At 62.6% G+C, this 12,658-nt stretch carries 15 protein-coding genes; 2 read left to right on the top strand and 13 right to left on the bottom strand.

Annotated elements, in window-relative coordinates; genetic code table 11:
- Positions 1–51: 51 nt before the first annotated feature.
- From CSV86_RS15455 to ccoN (CSV86_RS15410), 10 genes are all read right to left on the bottom strand, one after another.
- The gene (locus CSV86_RS15455) at positions 52–591 is read right to left on the bottom strand and encodes a FixH family protein (protein ID WP_009396215.1); all 540 of its coding nucleotides are present in this window, start codon (positions 589–591) and stop codon (positions 52–54) included.
- A gap of 12 nt (positions 592–603) precedes the next feature.
- Positions 604–2,022, bottom strand: coding sequence for a cytochrome c oxidase accessory protein CcoG (gene ccoG / locus CSV86_RS15450; protein ID WP_009396216.1), 1,419 nt, complete (start codon positions 2,020–2,022; stop codon positions 604–606).
- 369 nt (positions 2,023–2,391) lie between these two features.
- Positions 2,392–3,372, bottom strand: coding sequence for a cytochrome-c oxidase, cbb3-type subunit III (ccoP, locus tag CSV86_RS15445; RefSeq protein ID WP_009396217.1), 981 nt, complete (start codon positions 3,370–3,372; stop codon positions 2,392–2,394).
- Entirely contained in the window at positions 3,369–3,566 is a 198-nt protein-coding gene (locus tag CSV86_RS15440) for a CcoQ/FixQ family Cbb3-type cytochrome c oxidase assembly chaperone (protein ID WP_009396218.1), read from the bottom strand. The genes ccoP (CSV86_RS15445) and CSV86_RS15440 overlap by 4 nt, the downstream gene beginning before the upstream one ends.
- Before the next feature lie 5 nt (positions 3,567–3,571).
- On the bottom strand, positions 3,572–4,180 hold the full coding sequence (gene ccoO, locus CSV86_RS15435; protein ID WP_009396219.1) for a cytochrome-c oxidase, cbb3-type subunit II: 609 nt from the start codon (positions 4,178–4,180) through the stop codon (positions 3,572–3,574).
- Complete coding sequence (gene ccoN, locus CSV86_RS15430; protein WP_009396220.1) at positions 4,180–5,622, bottom strand: cytochrome-c oxidase, cbb3-type subunit I; 1,443 nt, start codon at positions 5,620–5,622, stop codon at positions 4,180–4,182. The genes ccoO (CSV86_RS15435) and ccoN (CSV86_RS15430) overlap by 1 nt, the downstream gene beginning before the upstream one ends.
- 492 nt (positions 5,623–6,114) lie before the next feature.
- Positions 6,115–7,050 (bottom strand): cytochrome-c oxidase, cbb3-type subunit III, encoded by a 936-nt coding sequence (gene ccoP, locus CSV86_RS15425; RefSeq protein WP_009396224.1) that lies wholly within the window; start codon positions 7,048–7,050, stop codon positions 6,115–6,117.
- Positions 7,047–7,244, bottom strand: a complete 198-nt coding sequence (locus tag CSV86_RS15420; protein WP_009396225.1) for a cbb3-type cytochrome oxidase subunit 3 — start codon at positions 7,242–7,244, stop codon at positions 7,047–7,049. Before CSV86_RS15420 ends, ccoP (CSV86_RS15425) begins: the two co-directional genes overlap by 4 nt.
- A gap of 5 nt (positions 7,245–7,249) precedes the next feature.
- A complete protein-coding gene (gene ccoO, locus CSV86_RS15415) occupies positions 7,250–7,858 on the bottom strand; it encodes a cytochrome-c oxidase, cbb3-type subunit II (protein ID WP_009396226.1) in 609 nt (202 codons plus the stop codon).
- Positions 7,859–7,868: 10 nt separating this feature from the next.
- Complete coding sequence (gene ccoN, locus CSV86_RS15410) at positions 7,869–9,293, bottom strand: cytochrome-c oxidase, cbb3-type subunit I (RefSeq protein WP_009396227.1); 1,425 nt, start codon at positions 9,291–9,293, stop codon at positions 7,869–7,871.
- Between the two features lie 49 nt (positions 9,294–9,342).
- On the opposite strand from ccoN (CSV86_RS15410), the gene CSV86_RS15405 reads away from it, so the two are divergent.
- Entirely contained in the window at positions 9,343–10,032 is a 690-nt protein-coding gene (locus tag CSV86_RS15405) for an alpha/beta family hydrolase (protein WP_009396230.1), read from the top strand.
- 119 nt (positions 10,033–10,151) lie between these two features.
- Here CSV86_RS15405 and ppnP read toward each other — a convergent pair whose 3' ends face one another.
- A complete protein-coding gene (gene ppnP, locus CSV86_RS15400) occupies positions 10,152–10,436 on the bottom strand; it encodes a pyrimidine/purine nucleoside phosphorylase (protein WP_009396232.1) in 285 nt (94 codons plus the stop codon).
- Between the two features lie 74 nt (positions 10,437–10,510).
- Positions 10,511–11,062: a 3'-5' exonuclease gene (locus tag CSV86_RS15395; protein WP_009396234.1), complete on the bottom strand. Its 552-nt coding sequence runs from the start codon at positions 11,060–11,062 to the stop codon at positions 10,511–10,513.
- A 172-nt stretch (positions 11,063–11,234) separates the two neighbouring features.
- Here CSV86_RS15395 and CSV86_RS15390 point away from each other — a divergent pair, with 172 nt between their 5' ends.
- Entirely contained in the window at positions 11,235–12,038 is an 804-nt protein-coding gene (locus tag CSV86_RS15390) for a substrate-binding periplasmic protein (protein WP_037059214.1), read from the top strand.
- Position 12,039: 1 nt separating this feature from the next.
- Here the strand turns inward: CSV86_RS15390 and CSV86_RS15385 are convergent, their stop codons facing one another.
- Positions 12,040–12,585 (bottom strand): RNA polymerase factor sigma-70, encoded by a 546-nt coding sequence (locus CSV86_RS15385; protein WP_009396246.1) that lies wholly within the window; start codon positions 12,583–12,585, stop codon positions 12,040–12,042.
- Between the last annotated feature and the right edge of the window lie 73 nt (positions 12,586–12,658).

The raw sequence follows: 12,658 nt of genomic DNA, 5'->3' as shown, positions 1-12,658 counted from the left end.
ACCTGTGGGAGCTGGCTCGCCAGCGATGAGGCCATTAGCAACAGCACATCTTCACTTGTCCAGGTGCTCGGCTCCCTTCAGCTCTTCATCACCCAGCACCAGGGTCGCCCCGTGGGCCACATCCTCTTCCTCGAACAACCGCCAGGTCTGCCCCTTCTCGGTCCCCAGCAGCTCGACGAAGCGCCGGCCTTCCACCTTGTCTTCCAGTTGTCCCAGGTACCGTCCCGGCTCGCTGCTCAGGGCCAGGGCGATCTTGCGGTCCTTCTCGGGCTGGGTGGGTGAGATCAGGTTCAGTTCCAGGGCCTGCGGCTGGCTGTCGCCGGTCAGGCGCAGTTCCACTTCACCGGTAACTTCATCCAAGTGCACATTGGCCTTGAGCTTCAGGGTCTGCCCCAGCAACTCGCGGTCCAGCGAGCGGTTGATGCCCTTGCCGGCCTCGTAGTAGTTGTCGTTGACCAGGTTGTCCGGGTTGTTCACCGCGATGCTGACCATGGTCAGGCTCAGGGTCACCGAGGTGGCGAGGATGCCGATGATGATCCAAGGCCAGAGGTTCTTGTACCAGACGCTGTGAACGGTGTTCGTTGCAGGCATTGGCGTGCTCTCTTAACGGATTTGCGGGCCGATGAACCGGCTCTTGGCTTCGACTTCCGAAGCGCTGTCGTCGGCGTCCCGGAGAATGAAGGTGACTTCGTTGGTGGTCGACGGCAACTGCTCGGGCGAGACCGACAGCTGCACCGGCAGGCTGACGATGTCGCCGGCCGCGACGCGGATTTCCCTGGCCCCTTCGAGCCGCAGGTTCGGCAGGCCCTGGGCTTCGAGGACGTAGACGTGGTCGCGCTGGTCCTTGTTCATGACCTTCAGGCTGTACACGTTCTCGATCCAGCCCTGGGCGTTCTCGCGGTACAGCACGCGGTCCTTGCTGACGTCTAAGCCGACCAGCGGGCGCATGAGGAAGGCCGTGGCCAGCAGGCCGATCATCGCCAGCAGGACCACGAAGTAGCCGATCAGCCGCGGGCGCAGCAGGTGGGTCTTCTGCCCGGACAGGTTGTGCTCGGTGGTGTAGCTGATCAGCCCGCGCGGGTAGTTCATCTTGTCCATGATGCTGTCGCAGGCGTCGATGCAGGCGGCACAACCGATGCACTCGATCTGCAGGCCGTCGCGGATGTCGATGCCGGTGGGGCAGACCTGGACGCACATGGTGCAGTCGATGCAGTCGCCGAGGCCCTTGGCCTTGTAGTCCACGTCCTTTTTACGCGGGCCACGGTTCTCACCGCGACGCGGGTCGTAGGAGACGATCAGGGTGTCCTTGTCGAACATCACGCTCTGGAAGCGCGCGTAGGGGCACATGTATACGCACACCTGTTCGCGCAGCCAGCCGGCGTTGCCGTAGGTGGCGAGGGTGAAGAAACCGACCCAGAAATAGGACCAGCCATCGGCCTGGCCGGTGAAGAAGTCCACCAGCAGCTCGCGGATCGGCGCGAAGTAGCCGACGAAGGTGATGCCGGTAACGAAGCCGATCAGCAGCCAGAGGCTGTGCTTGGCGAGCTTGCGCAGGAACTTGTTGCCGCTCATCGGCGCCTTGTCCAGTTTCATGCGCTGGTTGCGGTCGCCCTCGGTGATCTTCTCGCACCACATGAAGATCCAGGTCCACACGCTTTGCGGGCAGGTGTAGCCGCACCAGACACGGCCGGCGAACACGGTGATGAAGAACAGGCCGAAGGCGGCGACGATGAGGATGCCGGAGAGGAGGATGAAGTCCTGGGGCCAGATGGTCGCGCCGAAGATGTAGAACTTGCGCTCCGGCAGGTCCCACCAGACGGCCTGGCGTCCGCCCCAGTCGAGCCATACGGTGCCGAAGTAGAGCAGGAACAGCAGGGCCCCGCCCGCCATGCGCAGGTTGCGGAAGATACCGGTGAAGGCCCGGGTGTAGATCTTCTCCCGGGCAGCGTAGAGGTCGACGCCAGTGTCTTTCTTGTTCTTGGCAGGCGGGGTGATGTCTTGTACAGGAATCTGCTTGCTCATCGTCTACAGTCCCACGGCAGTGGAAAAATGCCGCGGCCAGTGCATGCCGACCGCAGTCAGAAGTGTTGCTGCTCTGGCCCGCATCATACGCCTGTGCAGGGGCCCCGGGGCGCGGGTGCGACCTTAGGTCGCGTTGGTTTGCAGCTGGCAATGGTGTAATGGCGATGTCAATTGATGCAGGTCAACTGAGGGTGGTCTTTCGGGCCCTATCGCTGGCAAGCCAGCTCCCACAGGGGTCTGTGGTGCGACGCGGTCACTGTGGGAGCTGGCTTGCCAGCGATGAGGCCCGGAAGAACACCACTGCATCCATCTGCCAAGAAAAAAGGCCCCACCAGCCTGCACTGACGGGGCCTTGTCTACCGCCGGGCCTTACTGCGCCTCGGCCGGTTTTTCATCCTTGTGCGATAGGCTGTAGACATAGGCCGCCAGCAGGTGGACCTTGTCGTTGCCCTGGATTTCCTGCTGCGCCGGCATCTGGCCCTGGCGGCCATAACGGATGGTCTGCTGCAGCTGGGCGAAGCTCGAACCGTAGATGAACGCCTGCGGGTGGGTCAGGTTGGGTGCGCCCATCGCCGGGGTGCCTTTACCTTCCGGACCATGGCAGGCCACGCAGTTGGCGGCGAAGATCTTCTGCCCGTTGGCCGGGTCGGCCTTGGTGCCTTCCGGCAGGGTACGGCCATCGAGCTTGGTCAGCACATACGCAGCGACATCCGCCACGCCCTGCTCGCCGATGACTTCGGCCCAGGCCGGCATCACGCCATGGCGACCGGCCATGATGGTCTGCTTGATGGTTTCCGGTTCGCCACCCCAGCGCCAGTCATTGTCGGTGAGGTTGGGGAAGCCGTAGGAACCCTTGGCGTCGGAGCCGTGGCAGACCGAGCAGTTCGAGGCGAACAGACGGCCGCCCATCTTCAACGCTTGCGGATCCTTGGCCACTTCTTCGATTGGCATGGCGGCGAACTTGGCGAAGATCGGCCCGAACTTCGCATCGGCGCGGGCCATTTCCTTCTCCCACTCGTGCACGCCGGTCCAGCCGGCCTGGCCGTTGGCGAACTGCACTTGCTTCTCGGTATCCAGATACTGGTAGCCCGGCAGGATGCCCTTCCAGTTACCCAGGCCCGGGTACAGCGCCAGGTAGCCGAGGGCGAAGATGATGGTGCCGACGAACAGCATGAACCACCATTTCGGCAGCGGGTTGTCGTATTCCTCGATGCCGTCGAAGGAATGGCCGACGGTTTCCTCGGTGGTTTCGCTGCGCTGGCCCTTGCGGGTGGAGAGCAGCAGCCAGGTCAGGGCGAAGATGGTGCCCAGACTCAGAACGGTGACGTACAGACTCCAGAAGGTAGTCATTCGTTGTTACTCCTAGACGCTTTCTCTTGCGCTTGCTCGACGTGCTTGCTGGCCTCGGGATCATCCGCGAAGGGCAGCATGGTCGCTTCGTCGAACTCGGATTTGCGCCGAGAACTGAACACCCACAACGCCAGGCCCACGAAGGCCACCATCACCACGACGGTGCCCAGGCCACGAATCATCCCGATATCCATCGCAGTCACCGTTTGCTTTTGATGATGGTGCCGAGGCCCTGGAGGTACGCGACCAGCGCGTCCATTTCGGTCTTGCCCTTGACCGCGTCGCGGGCACCGGCGATATCCGCGTCGGTGTACGGCACGCCCAGGGTGCGCAGGACTTCCATCTTCTTCGCGGTATCCTTGCCATCGAGCTTGTTTTCCACCAGCCACGGGTAGGCCGGCATCTTCGACTCGGGCACGACGTTGCGCGGGTTGTACAGGTGCGCGCGGTGCCAGTCATCGGAGTAACGACCGCCGACCCGGGCCAGGTCCGGCCCGGTGCGCTTGGAACCCCAGAGGAACGGGTGGTCCCAGACGCTTTCGCCGGCCACCGAGTAGTGGCCGTAGCGCTCGGTCTCGGCGCGGAACGGACGGATCATCTGCGAGTGGCAGCCGACGCAGCCTTCGCGGATGTACACGTCGCGGCCTTCCAGTTCCAGCGCGGTGCGCGGCTTCATGCCTTCGACCGGCTTGTTGGTGACGTCCTGGAAGAACAGCGGAACGATCTGGGTCAGGCCGCCGATGCTCACGGCGATGACCATGAAGAAGGCCAGCAGGCCGATATTCTTCTCGACTACTTCGTGCTTCATCAGTGCGCTCCCACGACGACGATCTGTTCGGCGGCCGCAGCCTCGGCCGGTTTCGACGCGCGTACGGTGCGCAGGACGTTCCAGGCCATCAGCAGCATGCCCGAGGCGAAGAACGCACCGCCCAGGGCGCGGACGATGTAGCCCGGATGGCTGGCTTGCAGGGCTTCGACGAAGGAGTAGGTGAGGGTGCCGTCATCGTTGATCGCACGCCACATCAGGCCCTGGGTGATGCCGTTGACCCACATCGAGGCGATGTAGAGCACGGTGCCGATGGTGGCGAGCCAGAAGTGCGCGTTGATCAGGCCGATGCTGTGCATCTGCGCGCGACCGTAGAGTTTCGGGATCATGTGGTACACGGCGCCGATGGAGATCATCGCCACCCAGCCGAGGGCGCCGGCGTGCACGTGGCCGATGGTCCAGTCGGTGTAGTGGGACAGCGAGTTGACGGTCTTGATCGCCATCATCGGGCCTTCGAAGGTCGACATGCCGTAGAACGCCAGGGACACCACCAGGAAGCGCAGGATCGGGTCGGTGCGCAGCTTATGCCAGGCGCCCGAAAGGGTCATCATGCCGTTGATCATGCCGCCCCAGCTGGGTGCCAGGAGGATGATCGACATCACCATGCCCAGCGACTGGGCCCAGTCGGGCAGGGCGGTGTAGTGCAGGTGGTGCGGACCTGCCCAGATGTACAGGGTGATCAGCGCCCAGAAGTGCACGATGGACAGGCGGTACGAGTAGATCGGACGCTCGGCCTGCTTGGGCACGAAGTAGTACATCATGCCGAGGAAACCGGTGGTCAGGAAGAAGCCCACGGCGTTGTGCCCGTACCACCACTGGATCATCGCGTCGGTGGCGCCGGCGTAGGCCGAGTACGACTTGAAGAAGCTCACCGGCAGCGAGATGTGGTTGACGATGTGCAGCATCGCGGTGACCAGGATGAAGGCACCGTAGAACCAGTTGCCGACATAGATGTGCTTGGTCTTGCGCTTGACGATGGTGCCGAAGAACACCACCGCGTAGGTTACCCAGACGATGGCCAGCAAAATGGCGATCGGCCATTCCAGCTCGGCGTATTCCTTGGTGGTGGTGTAGCCCATGGGCAGGGTGATCAGTGCACTGACGATCACCGCTTGCCAACCCCAGAAGGTGAAGGCCGCGAGGCTGTCGGAGATCAGTCGGGTCTGGCAGGTTCGCTGCACGACATAGTAGGAAGTGGCGAACAGCGCACACCCGCCGAAGGCGAAGATCACCAGGTTGGTGTGCAAGGGGCGCAGGCGTCCAAAGCTCGTCCATGGCAGGTCAAGGTTCAGCTGCGGCCAGACCAGTTGCGAGGCGATGAAGACACCGAGGCCCATGCCAAGGATCCCCCAGACCACCGTCATGATGGCGAACTGGCGGACGACCTTATAGTTATAAGCAGTCGGACTGATTGCTGTGCTCATTCTAAGGTTCCACGGTTTTTAGGTGTTTTTGTAGGTAGAGAAATCGGCGCAAGTATCTACAGGGAGTGTGGGTATTGCAACGCAAGAGGTACCGTCCCACGGCTCTCCAGGGCCTTTGCTGCGGCCCTTCCGACCCAACTACCGCGCAAATTGTACACAATAATCAATTATTTATGTGCACCATTTTTGTTGTGGATTGCACGCCCAACAAGGCACCGATTCCCGTCGACACTCCGCGCTTTCTCCCTGCGAAAACTAGGGGAAAGCAAAGGGCCATCGGCGTTTGCGCGGCTGTGGCGAAGTGAGATCACCCGACAGGGGTGTAGGGTCGACATCGCCTGAAGCCCCATGAGGCAACAAGCTTAGTCCCGTTCGGAGGGGGTGCAAGGAGGTACGCGGAAGGGGTGCGACACTCTGCCGCAGGCACGAAAAAAACCGCCGCACCCGGTTCGGGTGCGGCGGCTTCAGTCAATCCTCAGATGGATCGAAGGCTTACTGTGCAGAAGTCTTGTCGCCTTCCTGCGAAAGGCTGTAGACGTACGCGGCCAGCAAGTGGACCTTGTCGTTGCCCTGGATGTCCTGCTGGGCAGGCATCTGGCCCTGGCGGCCATAACGGATGGTCTGCTGCAACTGGGCGAAGCTCGAACCGTAGATGAACGCCTGCGGGTGGGTCAGGTTGGGTGCACCCATCGCTGGCGTACCCTTGCCTTCCGCACCGTGGCAGGCCACGCAGTTGGCCGCGAAGATCTTCTCGCCGTTGGCCGGGTCGGCCTTGGTGCCTTCCGGCACGCTGCGGCCATCCAGCTTGGTCAGCACGAAGGCGGCCACATCGGCCACGCCCTGCTCGCCGATCACTTCCGACCAGGCCGGCATCACACCGTGGCGACCGAGCATGATGGTGGTCTTGATGGTTTCCGGCTCGCCGCCCCAGCGCCAGTCCTTGTCGGTCAGGTTGGGGAAGCCGTAGGAACCCTTGGCGTCGGAACCGTGGCACACGGCGCAGTTGGAGGCGAACAGGCGGCCGCCCATCTTCAGCGCTTGCGGGTCCTTGGCCACTTCTTCCACCGGCATGGCGGCGAACCTGGCGAAGATCGGCCCGTACTTGGCATCGGCGCGTTCCATCTCCTTCTGCCACTCGTTGGCGCCGGTCCAGCCATTTTCATAGCCGGGCAGGATGCCTTTCCAGTTGCCCAGGCCAGGGTAGAGCACCAGGTAGCCGGCGGCGAACACCAGGGTGCCGACGAACAGCCAGAACCACCAGCGTGGCAGCGGGTTGTCGTACTCCTCGATGCCATCGAAGGCGTGGCCCATGGTCTGGTCGGTGCTGCCGGGTGTCTCGCCCTTGCGGGTGGACAGCAGCAACCAGGTCAGGCCGATCAGGCTACCGATGGTCAGTACGCTGATATACGTACTCCAGAAGGTGGTCATTGCCGATTACTCCTCGTGGCGTTTTCTTGTTCGGCGTTGGGCAGGCGGTCGTCGGCGAAGGGCAGCAGGCTCGCTTCGGCGAACTCGCGGTCACGCCGGCGGTTGAAGACCCAGAGCGACAGGCCGATGAAGGCGATCGCCACCACCAGGGTGCCGAGGCCGCGCAACTGGCCGATATCCAGACTGAAATCCATGGCGCTTACCTCTTGTTCTTGATCGCGGTGCCGAGCACCTGCAGGTAGGCGACCAGGGCGTCCATTTCGGTCTTGCCCTTGACCGAGGCGACGGCACCGCTGATGTCGTCGTCGCTGTACGGCACGCCGAGGGTGCGCATGGCCTTGATCTTGGCTTCGGTATGGCTGGTATCCACTTGCTGGGCGACCAGCCAGGGGTACGCCGGCATCTTCGACTCCGGTACCACGTTGCGCGGGTTGTACAGGTGCGCACGGTGCCAGTCGTCGGAGTAGCGGCCACCCACACGGGCCAGGTCAGGACCGGTACGCTTGGAGCCCCAGAGGAACGGGTGGTCCCAGACGCTTTCGCCGGCCACCGAGTAGTGGCCATAGCGCTCGGTTTCGGCGCGGAACGGACGGATCATCTGCGAGTGACAGCCGACGCAGCCTTCGCGGATGTAGATATCGCGGCCTTCCAGTTGCAGCGCGGTGTAGGGCTTCATGCCTTCGACCGGCTTGTTGGTGACGTCCTGGAAGAACAGCGGAACGATCTGGGTCAGGCCGCCGATGCTCACGGCGAACACCATCAGCAGGACCAGCAGGAAGACGTTCTTTTCAATGGCTTCGTGTTTCATCTCGTACTCCTCAGGCCAGCTGCGCGGAAGCGTCTGCGGTGGCCGCAACCGGGGCACGCACGGTGCGCCAGGTGTTCCAGGCCATCAGCAGCATGCCGGTCAGGAAGATCGCACCGCCGACGAAACGCACGATGAAGCCCGGGTGGCTGGCCACCAGGGTTTCCACGAACGAGTAGGTCAGCGTGCCGTCGGCGTTGACCGCACGCCACATCAGGCCCTGGGCGATACCGTTGACCCACATCGAGGCGATGTAGAGCACGGTGCCGATGGTGGCGAGCCAGAAGTGCGCGTTGATCAGGCCGATGCTGTGCATCTGGGTACGGCCGAAGACTTTCGGGATCATGTGGTACAGGGCGCCGATGGAGATCATCGCGACCCAGCCGAGGGCACCGGCGTGTACGTGGCCGATGGTCCAGTCGGTGTAGTGGGACAGGGCGTTGACGGTCTTGATGGCCATCATCGGGCCTTCGAAGGTCGACATGCCGTAGAACGCCAGGGACACCACCAGGAAGCGCAGGATCGGGTCGGAGCGCAGCTTATGCCAGGCACCCGAGAGGGTCATCATGCCGTTGATCATGCCGCCCCAGCTTGGCGCCAGCAGCACCAGGGACATGATCATGCCGAGGGACTGGGCCCAGTCGGGCAGGGCGGTGTAGTGCAGGTGGTGCGGACCGGCCCAGATGTACAGGGTGATCAGCGCCCAGAAGTGCACGATGGACAGGCGATAGGAATACACCGGACGCTCGGCCTGTTTCGGCACGAAGTAGTACATCATCCCCAGGAAGCCGGCGGTCAGGAAGAAGCCCACGGCGTTGTGGCCGTACCACCACTGGACCATGGCGTCGGTGGCGCCGCTGTACAGCGAGTAGGACTTGGTCAGGCTGACCGGCAGTTCCAGGTTGTTGACGATGTGCAGCATCGCCACGGTGAGGATGAAGGCGCCGAAGAACCAGTTGCCGACGTAGATGTGCTTGGTGTTGCGTTTGATCAGCGTACCGAAGAACACCACGGCATAGGCCACCCAGACGATGGTGATGAGGATGTCGATCGGCCATTCCAGCTCGGCGTATTCCTTGGAGCTGGTGTAGCCCAGCGGCAAGGTGATGGCGGCGAGCAGGATCACCAGTTGCCAGCCCCAGAACGTGAACGCGGCGAGCGCGGGCGCGAACAGGGTGGTCTGGCAGGTTCGCTGGACCGAGTAGTACGAGCTGGCGAACAGCGCGCACCCACCGAAGGCGAAGATCACCGCGTTGGTATGCAGCGGGCGCAGACGCCCGAAGCTGGTCCAGGGAAGGTCGAAGTTGAGGGCGGGCCAGACGAGTTGCGCGGCGATGAAAACGCCGAGCCCCATCCCGACGATTCCCCATATCACCGTCATAATGGCGAATTGGCGGACCACCTTGTAGTTGTAGGCGGTACTGCTGGTTGTGTTCATGTATGGGTTCCCATCCACGGTTATAGGCAGGCTAGAAAGCGAGGCAAGCATGATTAATGGGCAGGTCGCCGGTATTGACGGGGATCAATTGGCGAACAGGGCGAACGTGCGCGGGTGGTTGTGGAATGCCCCGCAAAATCAGGCAGATGGCGGGGTTCGCGGCTGCCTGGTGCTTGCCCACGGGGCGGGTGCGCCGATGGACAGCGGGTTCATGGACGACATCGCGCAAAGGCTCGCCGGGCAAGGGGTTGGCGTGCTGCGCTTCGAGTTCCCGTACATGGCGCAGCGCCGCGCCACTGGTGGCAAAAGGCCGCCGAATCCCCAGGCGGTTTTGCTGGAGAGCTGGCGCGAGGTGTGGCGCGAGGTGCGACCATTGGTCGCTGGGCCGCTGGCGGTTGGCGGCAAGTCCATGGGCGGGCGCATGGCCAGCCTGCTGGCGGACGAGCTGGGGGCTAGCGCTCTGGTGTGCCTGGGCTATCCCTTCTATGCACCGGGCAAGCCGGAGAAGCCACGGGTGGCGCATCTGGCCGGGCTGAAGACGCCGACCTTGATCATCCAGGGGACGCGGGATGCCTTGGGGAACCGGGAGGCGGTGGAAGGCTATGAACTGTCGCCGGCGATCGAGCTGTGCTGGCTGGAGGCGGGGGATCATGACCTCAAGCCGTTGAAGGCTTCAGGCTTTACTCATGCCGACCATATGCAGATGGCGGCGGAGCGGGTTGCACAATTCCTGAAGTGAGCCGAGAACCCTGTGGGAGCTGGCTTGCCAGCGATGAGGCCAGATCAGGCAACGTCATTGCCCTTGCCGGCCCTATCGCTGGCAAGCCAGCTCCCACAGGGGTTTGTGCAAGCCGCTGATCAGTCGCGGTACTCGCACAGGTAGGCGGTATCCACCGCTACCTTCAGTTGGAACTTGGCATTGGCCGGCACATTGAACTGGCTGCCGGCGGAGAAGGTTTCCCAGTTGTCGCTGTCTGGCAGCTTGACGGTCAGGGCGCCGGAGACCACGTGCATGATTTCACGCTGGGCAGTGCCAAACTCGTATTCGCCCGGGGCCATGACGCCGATAGTGGCCGGACCTTCAGCGCCGGTGAAGGCGATGGATTTGACCGTGCCATCGAAGTACTCGTTGACTTTGAACATGGGCGACTCCTGAAAAGAAAGGGACCAAAAAGGCCGGCCAGTATGCCCAAGCCGGCTGGTCTCGTCATCCGCTTTCAGGTGCCCTGCAACGGCAGGGTCAACGGCAGCAAACGCGCGGTGTTGCGGGCATCTTCCAGGGCCCGATGCTGTTGTCCTTGAAACTGCAATCCGGCCAGTTGCAACGCGCCGTTGAGCCCCGGCGGCCGGCTCAGGTGGCGGGCCTTGGCGAAGCGCTGCTTGAGGTTGAGGTGGGGAACCCGGGCCAGCAGGCTGTCGATGCCATTGGCCTGCCATTCCTGAAGCAGTTGCTTGCGATCGTAGTCGCCCCAGCTGGTCCAGCCCTCCAGGCGTGGCTGGTAGTTGCCCAGCCAGCGCTCGAACTGTTCCCAGACGTCGGCAAAGGGCGCCGCGCCATCCACGTTGGCCTGGGTGATATGGGTCAACTGGCGGCAGAACGCCGTCAGTTGCGGACGCCGCCGCGGTTTGACGAAGCGCTGGAAGTGATCCACCTCGCGGCCTTCGCGATTGACCAGGCTCGCGCCGATTTCGATGATTTCCATTTCCGTGATCGGCCAGCCGCCGTCATCGGTGGTGGCTTCCAGGTCGATCACCAACCAATGGCCCATAACTGTTTCCCTGACAAGATAAGGCTCAAGCGTAGCCAAACCCGGCGGCTGCCGGTATCCCGTGGCATTTTGCCCTCAGTGCGCGAAAATGGCGCATGCAGCGGGTTGTGTTACCTCGGGAAAACCCCTAGCTTAGTTGGATTCAGGCCGGAAATCCTTGAGAGTGTTGCCCTTGATCCCAGCGCCAATACCACGGGTATTGCTTTCGTTATCGTGTCTCTTCCTGACCTGGCAGGCAGAGGCGGTTTTCGCCGGGGAAAGCGTCGATATCAAGATCGGCGCGGCGCATTTTCCGCCTTACACCGTGCGCCCCGAGCAGGGCGCGGATACCGGTTTGCTGCCGCAACTGGCCGAAGCGCTGAACAAGGCGCAGCAACGCTTCCACTTTGTCCTGGTGCCCACTTCGATTCCGCGGCGCTTCCGTGATTTCGAACAGGGGCGGGTGGACATGGCGATCTTCGAAAACCCGGACTGGGGCTGGCAGAACATCGCCCACGTCAGCGTGGACATGGGCCTGGAGGATGCCGAAGTCTTCGTCACCCACCGTACCGAAGGACGCGACCAGCGTTACTTCGACGACCTCAAGGGCAAGCGCCTGGCCCTGTTCAGCGGTTACCACTACGCCTTCGCCAATTTCAATCCCGACCCGCGCTACCTGGCCACTACCTACAACGCCACGCTCACTTATTCCCACGACAGCAACCTGCTGATGGTGCAGCGCGGCCGTGCCGACATCGCCCTGGTCACCCGCTCGTACCTGAGCGACTACATGGTGCGCAACCCGGGCAGCGCCGATGAGTTGCTCGCCTCGCAGCGCATCGACCAGGTCTATCACCATTACGCGCTGCTGCGTCCGCAGGCGAAGATCAGCGGCGAGGAATTCGCCGCGTTGCTCGAGCAGTTACGGGTCAGCGGCGAGCTGACGAGGATCTTCCAGCCCTACCAGATCCAGGTGACCGCCACGCCCGCCCGCTGATTCAGTGGGTCGAGCCGGCACTACGGGCGCTGGACACCTTGCGGCAGTGCACCAGGGCATCGCGGATCATAAAGTTGACCAGGGTCGGGGACACGCCCAGTTCCTTGGCAATGTCCTTTTGCGCAACGCCGTGCAGGCGGTACATCTCGAAGGCGTAGCGGGTGCGCGGCGGCAGTTCGGTCAACGCATCGGCAATATGTTCGAGGGTGGCGAAGTTGATATGCGCGGCCTCGGGCGAGGCGCCCTGGACCACCACGTTCAAGCCTTCCTCTTCGCTTCCCGAGTACTTCATTTCCATTGCCTGCTTGCGGTAATGGTCGATGGCCAGGTTGCGCACGATCTGGAACAGATAGCTCAGCTGCGCCTTGAACGACGAGGTGATCTGCGGCGCGGAATTGAGACGGAAGAAAGCGTCCTGGACGACATCCTCGGCCCGAGAGCGGCAGCCGGTGATGCGGGCCGCGATCTTGACGAGGATGTTGCGATTGTCGACGAACGCTTGGAGTAACGGTGAATCGCACTTACCTGTGGATAGTTGTTCCGCCATGGAAATCACCTTTTCTCTAAGTGGATAGCGAACGGCCTTACGGGGCCGTTCACTGCAACGTGCGACAAACTAG

It is taken from the genome of Pseudomonas bharatica CSV86, assembly GCF_000319305.2.
Taxonomy (GTDB): domain Bacteria; phylum Pseudomonadota; class Gammaproteobacteria; order Pseudomonadales; family Pseudomonadaceae; genus Aquipseudomonas; species Aquipseudomonas bharatica.
The sequence above is the reverse complement of the archived record's forward strand: the minus strand, read 5'-3'. Positions and strand labels throughout refer to the sequence as shown.

Bases quoted from the DNA above. Each gene is read 5' to 3' on its own strand.
- ccoO (WP_009396219.1), bottom strand. From the start codon at position 4,180: ATGAAGCACGAAGTAGTCGAGAAGAATATCGGCCTGCTGGCCTTCTTC.
- ccoP (WP_009396217.1), bottom strand. From the start codon at position 3,372: ATGACTACCTTCTGGAGTCTGTACGTCACCGTTCTGAGTCTGGGCACC.
- ccoO (WP_009396226.1), bottom strand. From the start codon at position 7,858: ATGAAACACGAAGCCATTGAAAAGAACGTCTTCCTGCTGGTCCTGCTG.
- ccoG (WP_009396216.1), bottom strand. From the start codon at position 2,022: ATGAGCAAGCAGATTCCTGTACAAGACATCACCCCGCCTGCCAAGAAC.
- CSV86_RS15395 (WP_009396234.1), bottom strand. From the start codon at position 11,062: ATGGGCCATTGGTTGGTGATCGACCTGGAAGCCACCACCGATGACGGC.
- ppnP (WP_009396232.1), bottom strand. From the start codon at position 10,436: ATGTTCAAAGTCAACGAGTACTTCGATGGCACGGTCAAATCCATCGCC.
- CSV86_RS15420 (WP_009396225.1), bottom strand. From the start codon at position 7,244: ATGGATTTCAGTCTGGATATCGGCCAGTTGCGCGGCCTCGGCACCCTG.
- ccoN (WP_009396227.1), bottom strand. From the start codon at position 9,293: ATGAACACAACCAGCAGTACCGCCTACAACTACAAGGTGGTCCGCCAA.
- ccoP (WP_009396224.1), bottom strand. From the start codon at position 7,050: ATGACCACCTTCTGGAGTACGTATATCAGCGTACTGACCATCGGTAGC.
- ccoN (WP_009396220.1), bottom strand. From the start codon at position 5,622: ATGAGCACAGCAATCAGTCCGACTGCTTATAACTATAAGGTCGTCCGC.
- CSV86_RS15385 (WP_009396246.1), bottom strand. From the start codon at position 12,585: ATGGCGGAACAACTATCCACAGGTAAGTGCGATTCACCGTTACTCCAA.
- CSV86_RS15440 (WP_009396218.1), bottom strand. From the start codon at position 3,566: ATGGATATCGGGATGATTCGTGGCCTGGGCACCGTCGTGGTGATGGTG.
- CSV86_RS15455 (WP_009396215.1), bottom strand. From the start codon at position 591: ATGCCTGCAACGAACACCGTTCACAGCGTCTGGTACAAGAACCTCTGG.
- CSV86_RS15405 (WP_009396230.1), top strand. From the start codon at position 9,343: ATGATTAATGGGCAGGTCGCCGGTATTGACGGGGATCAATTGGCGAAC.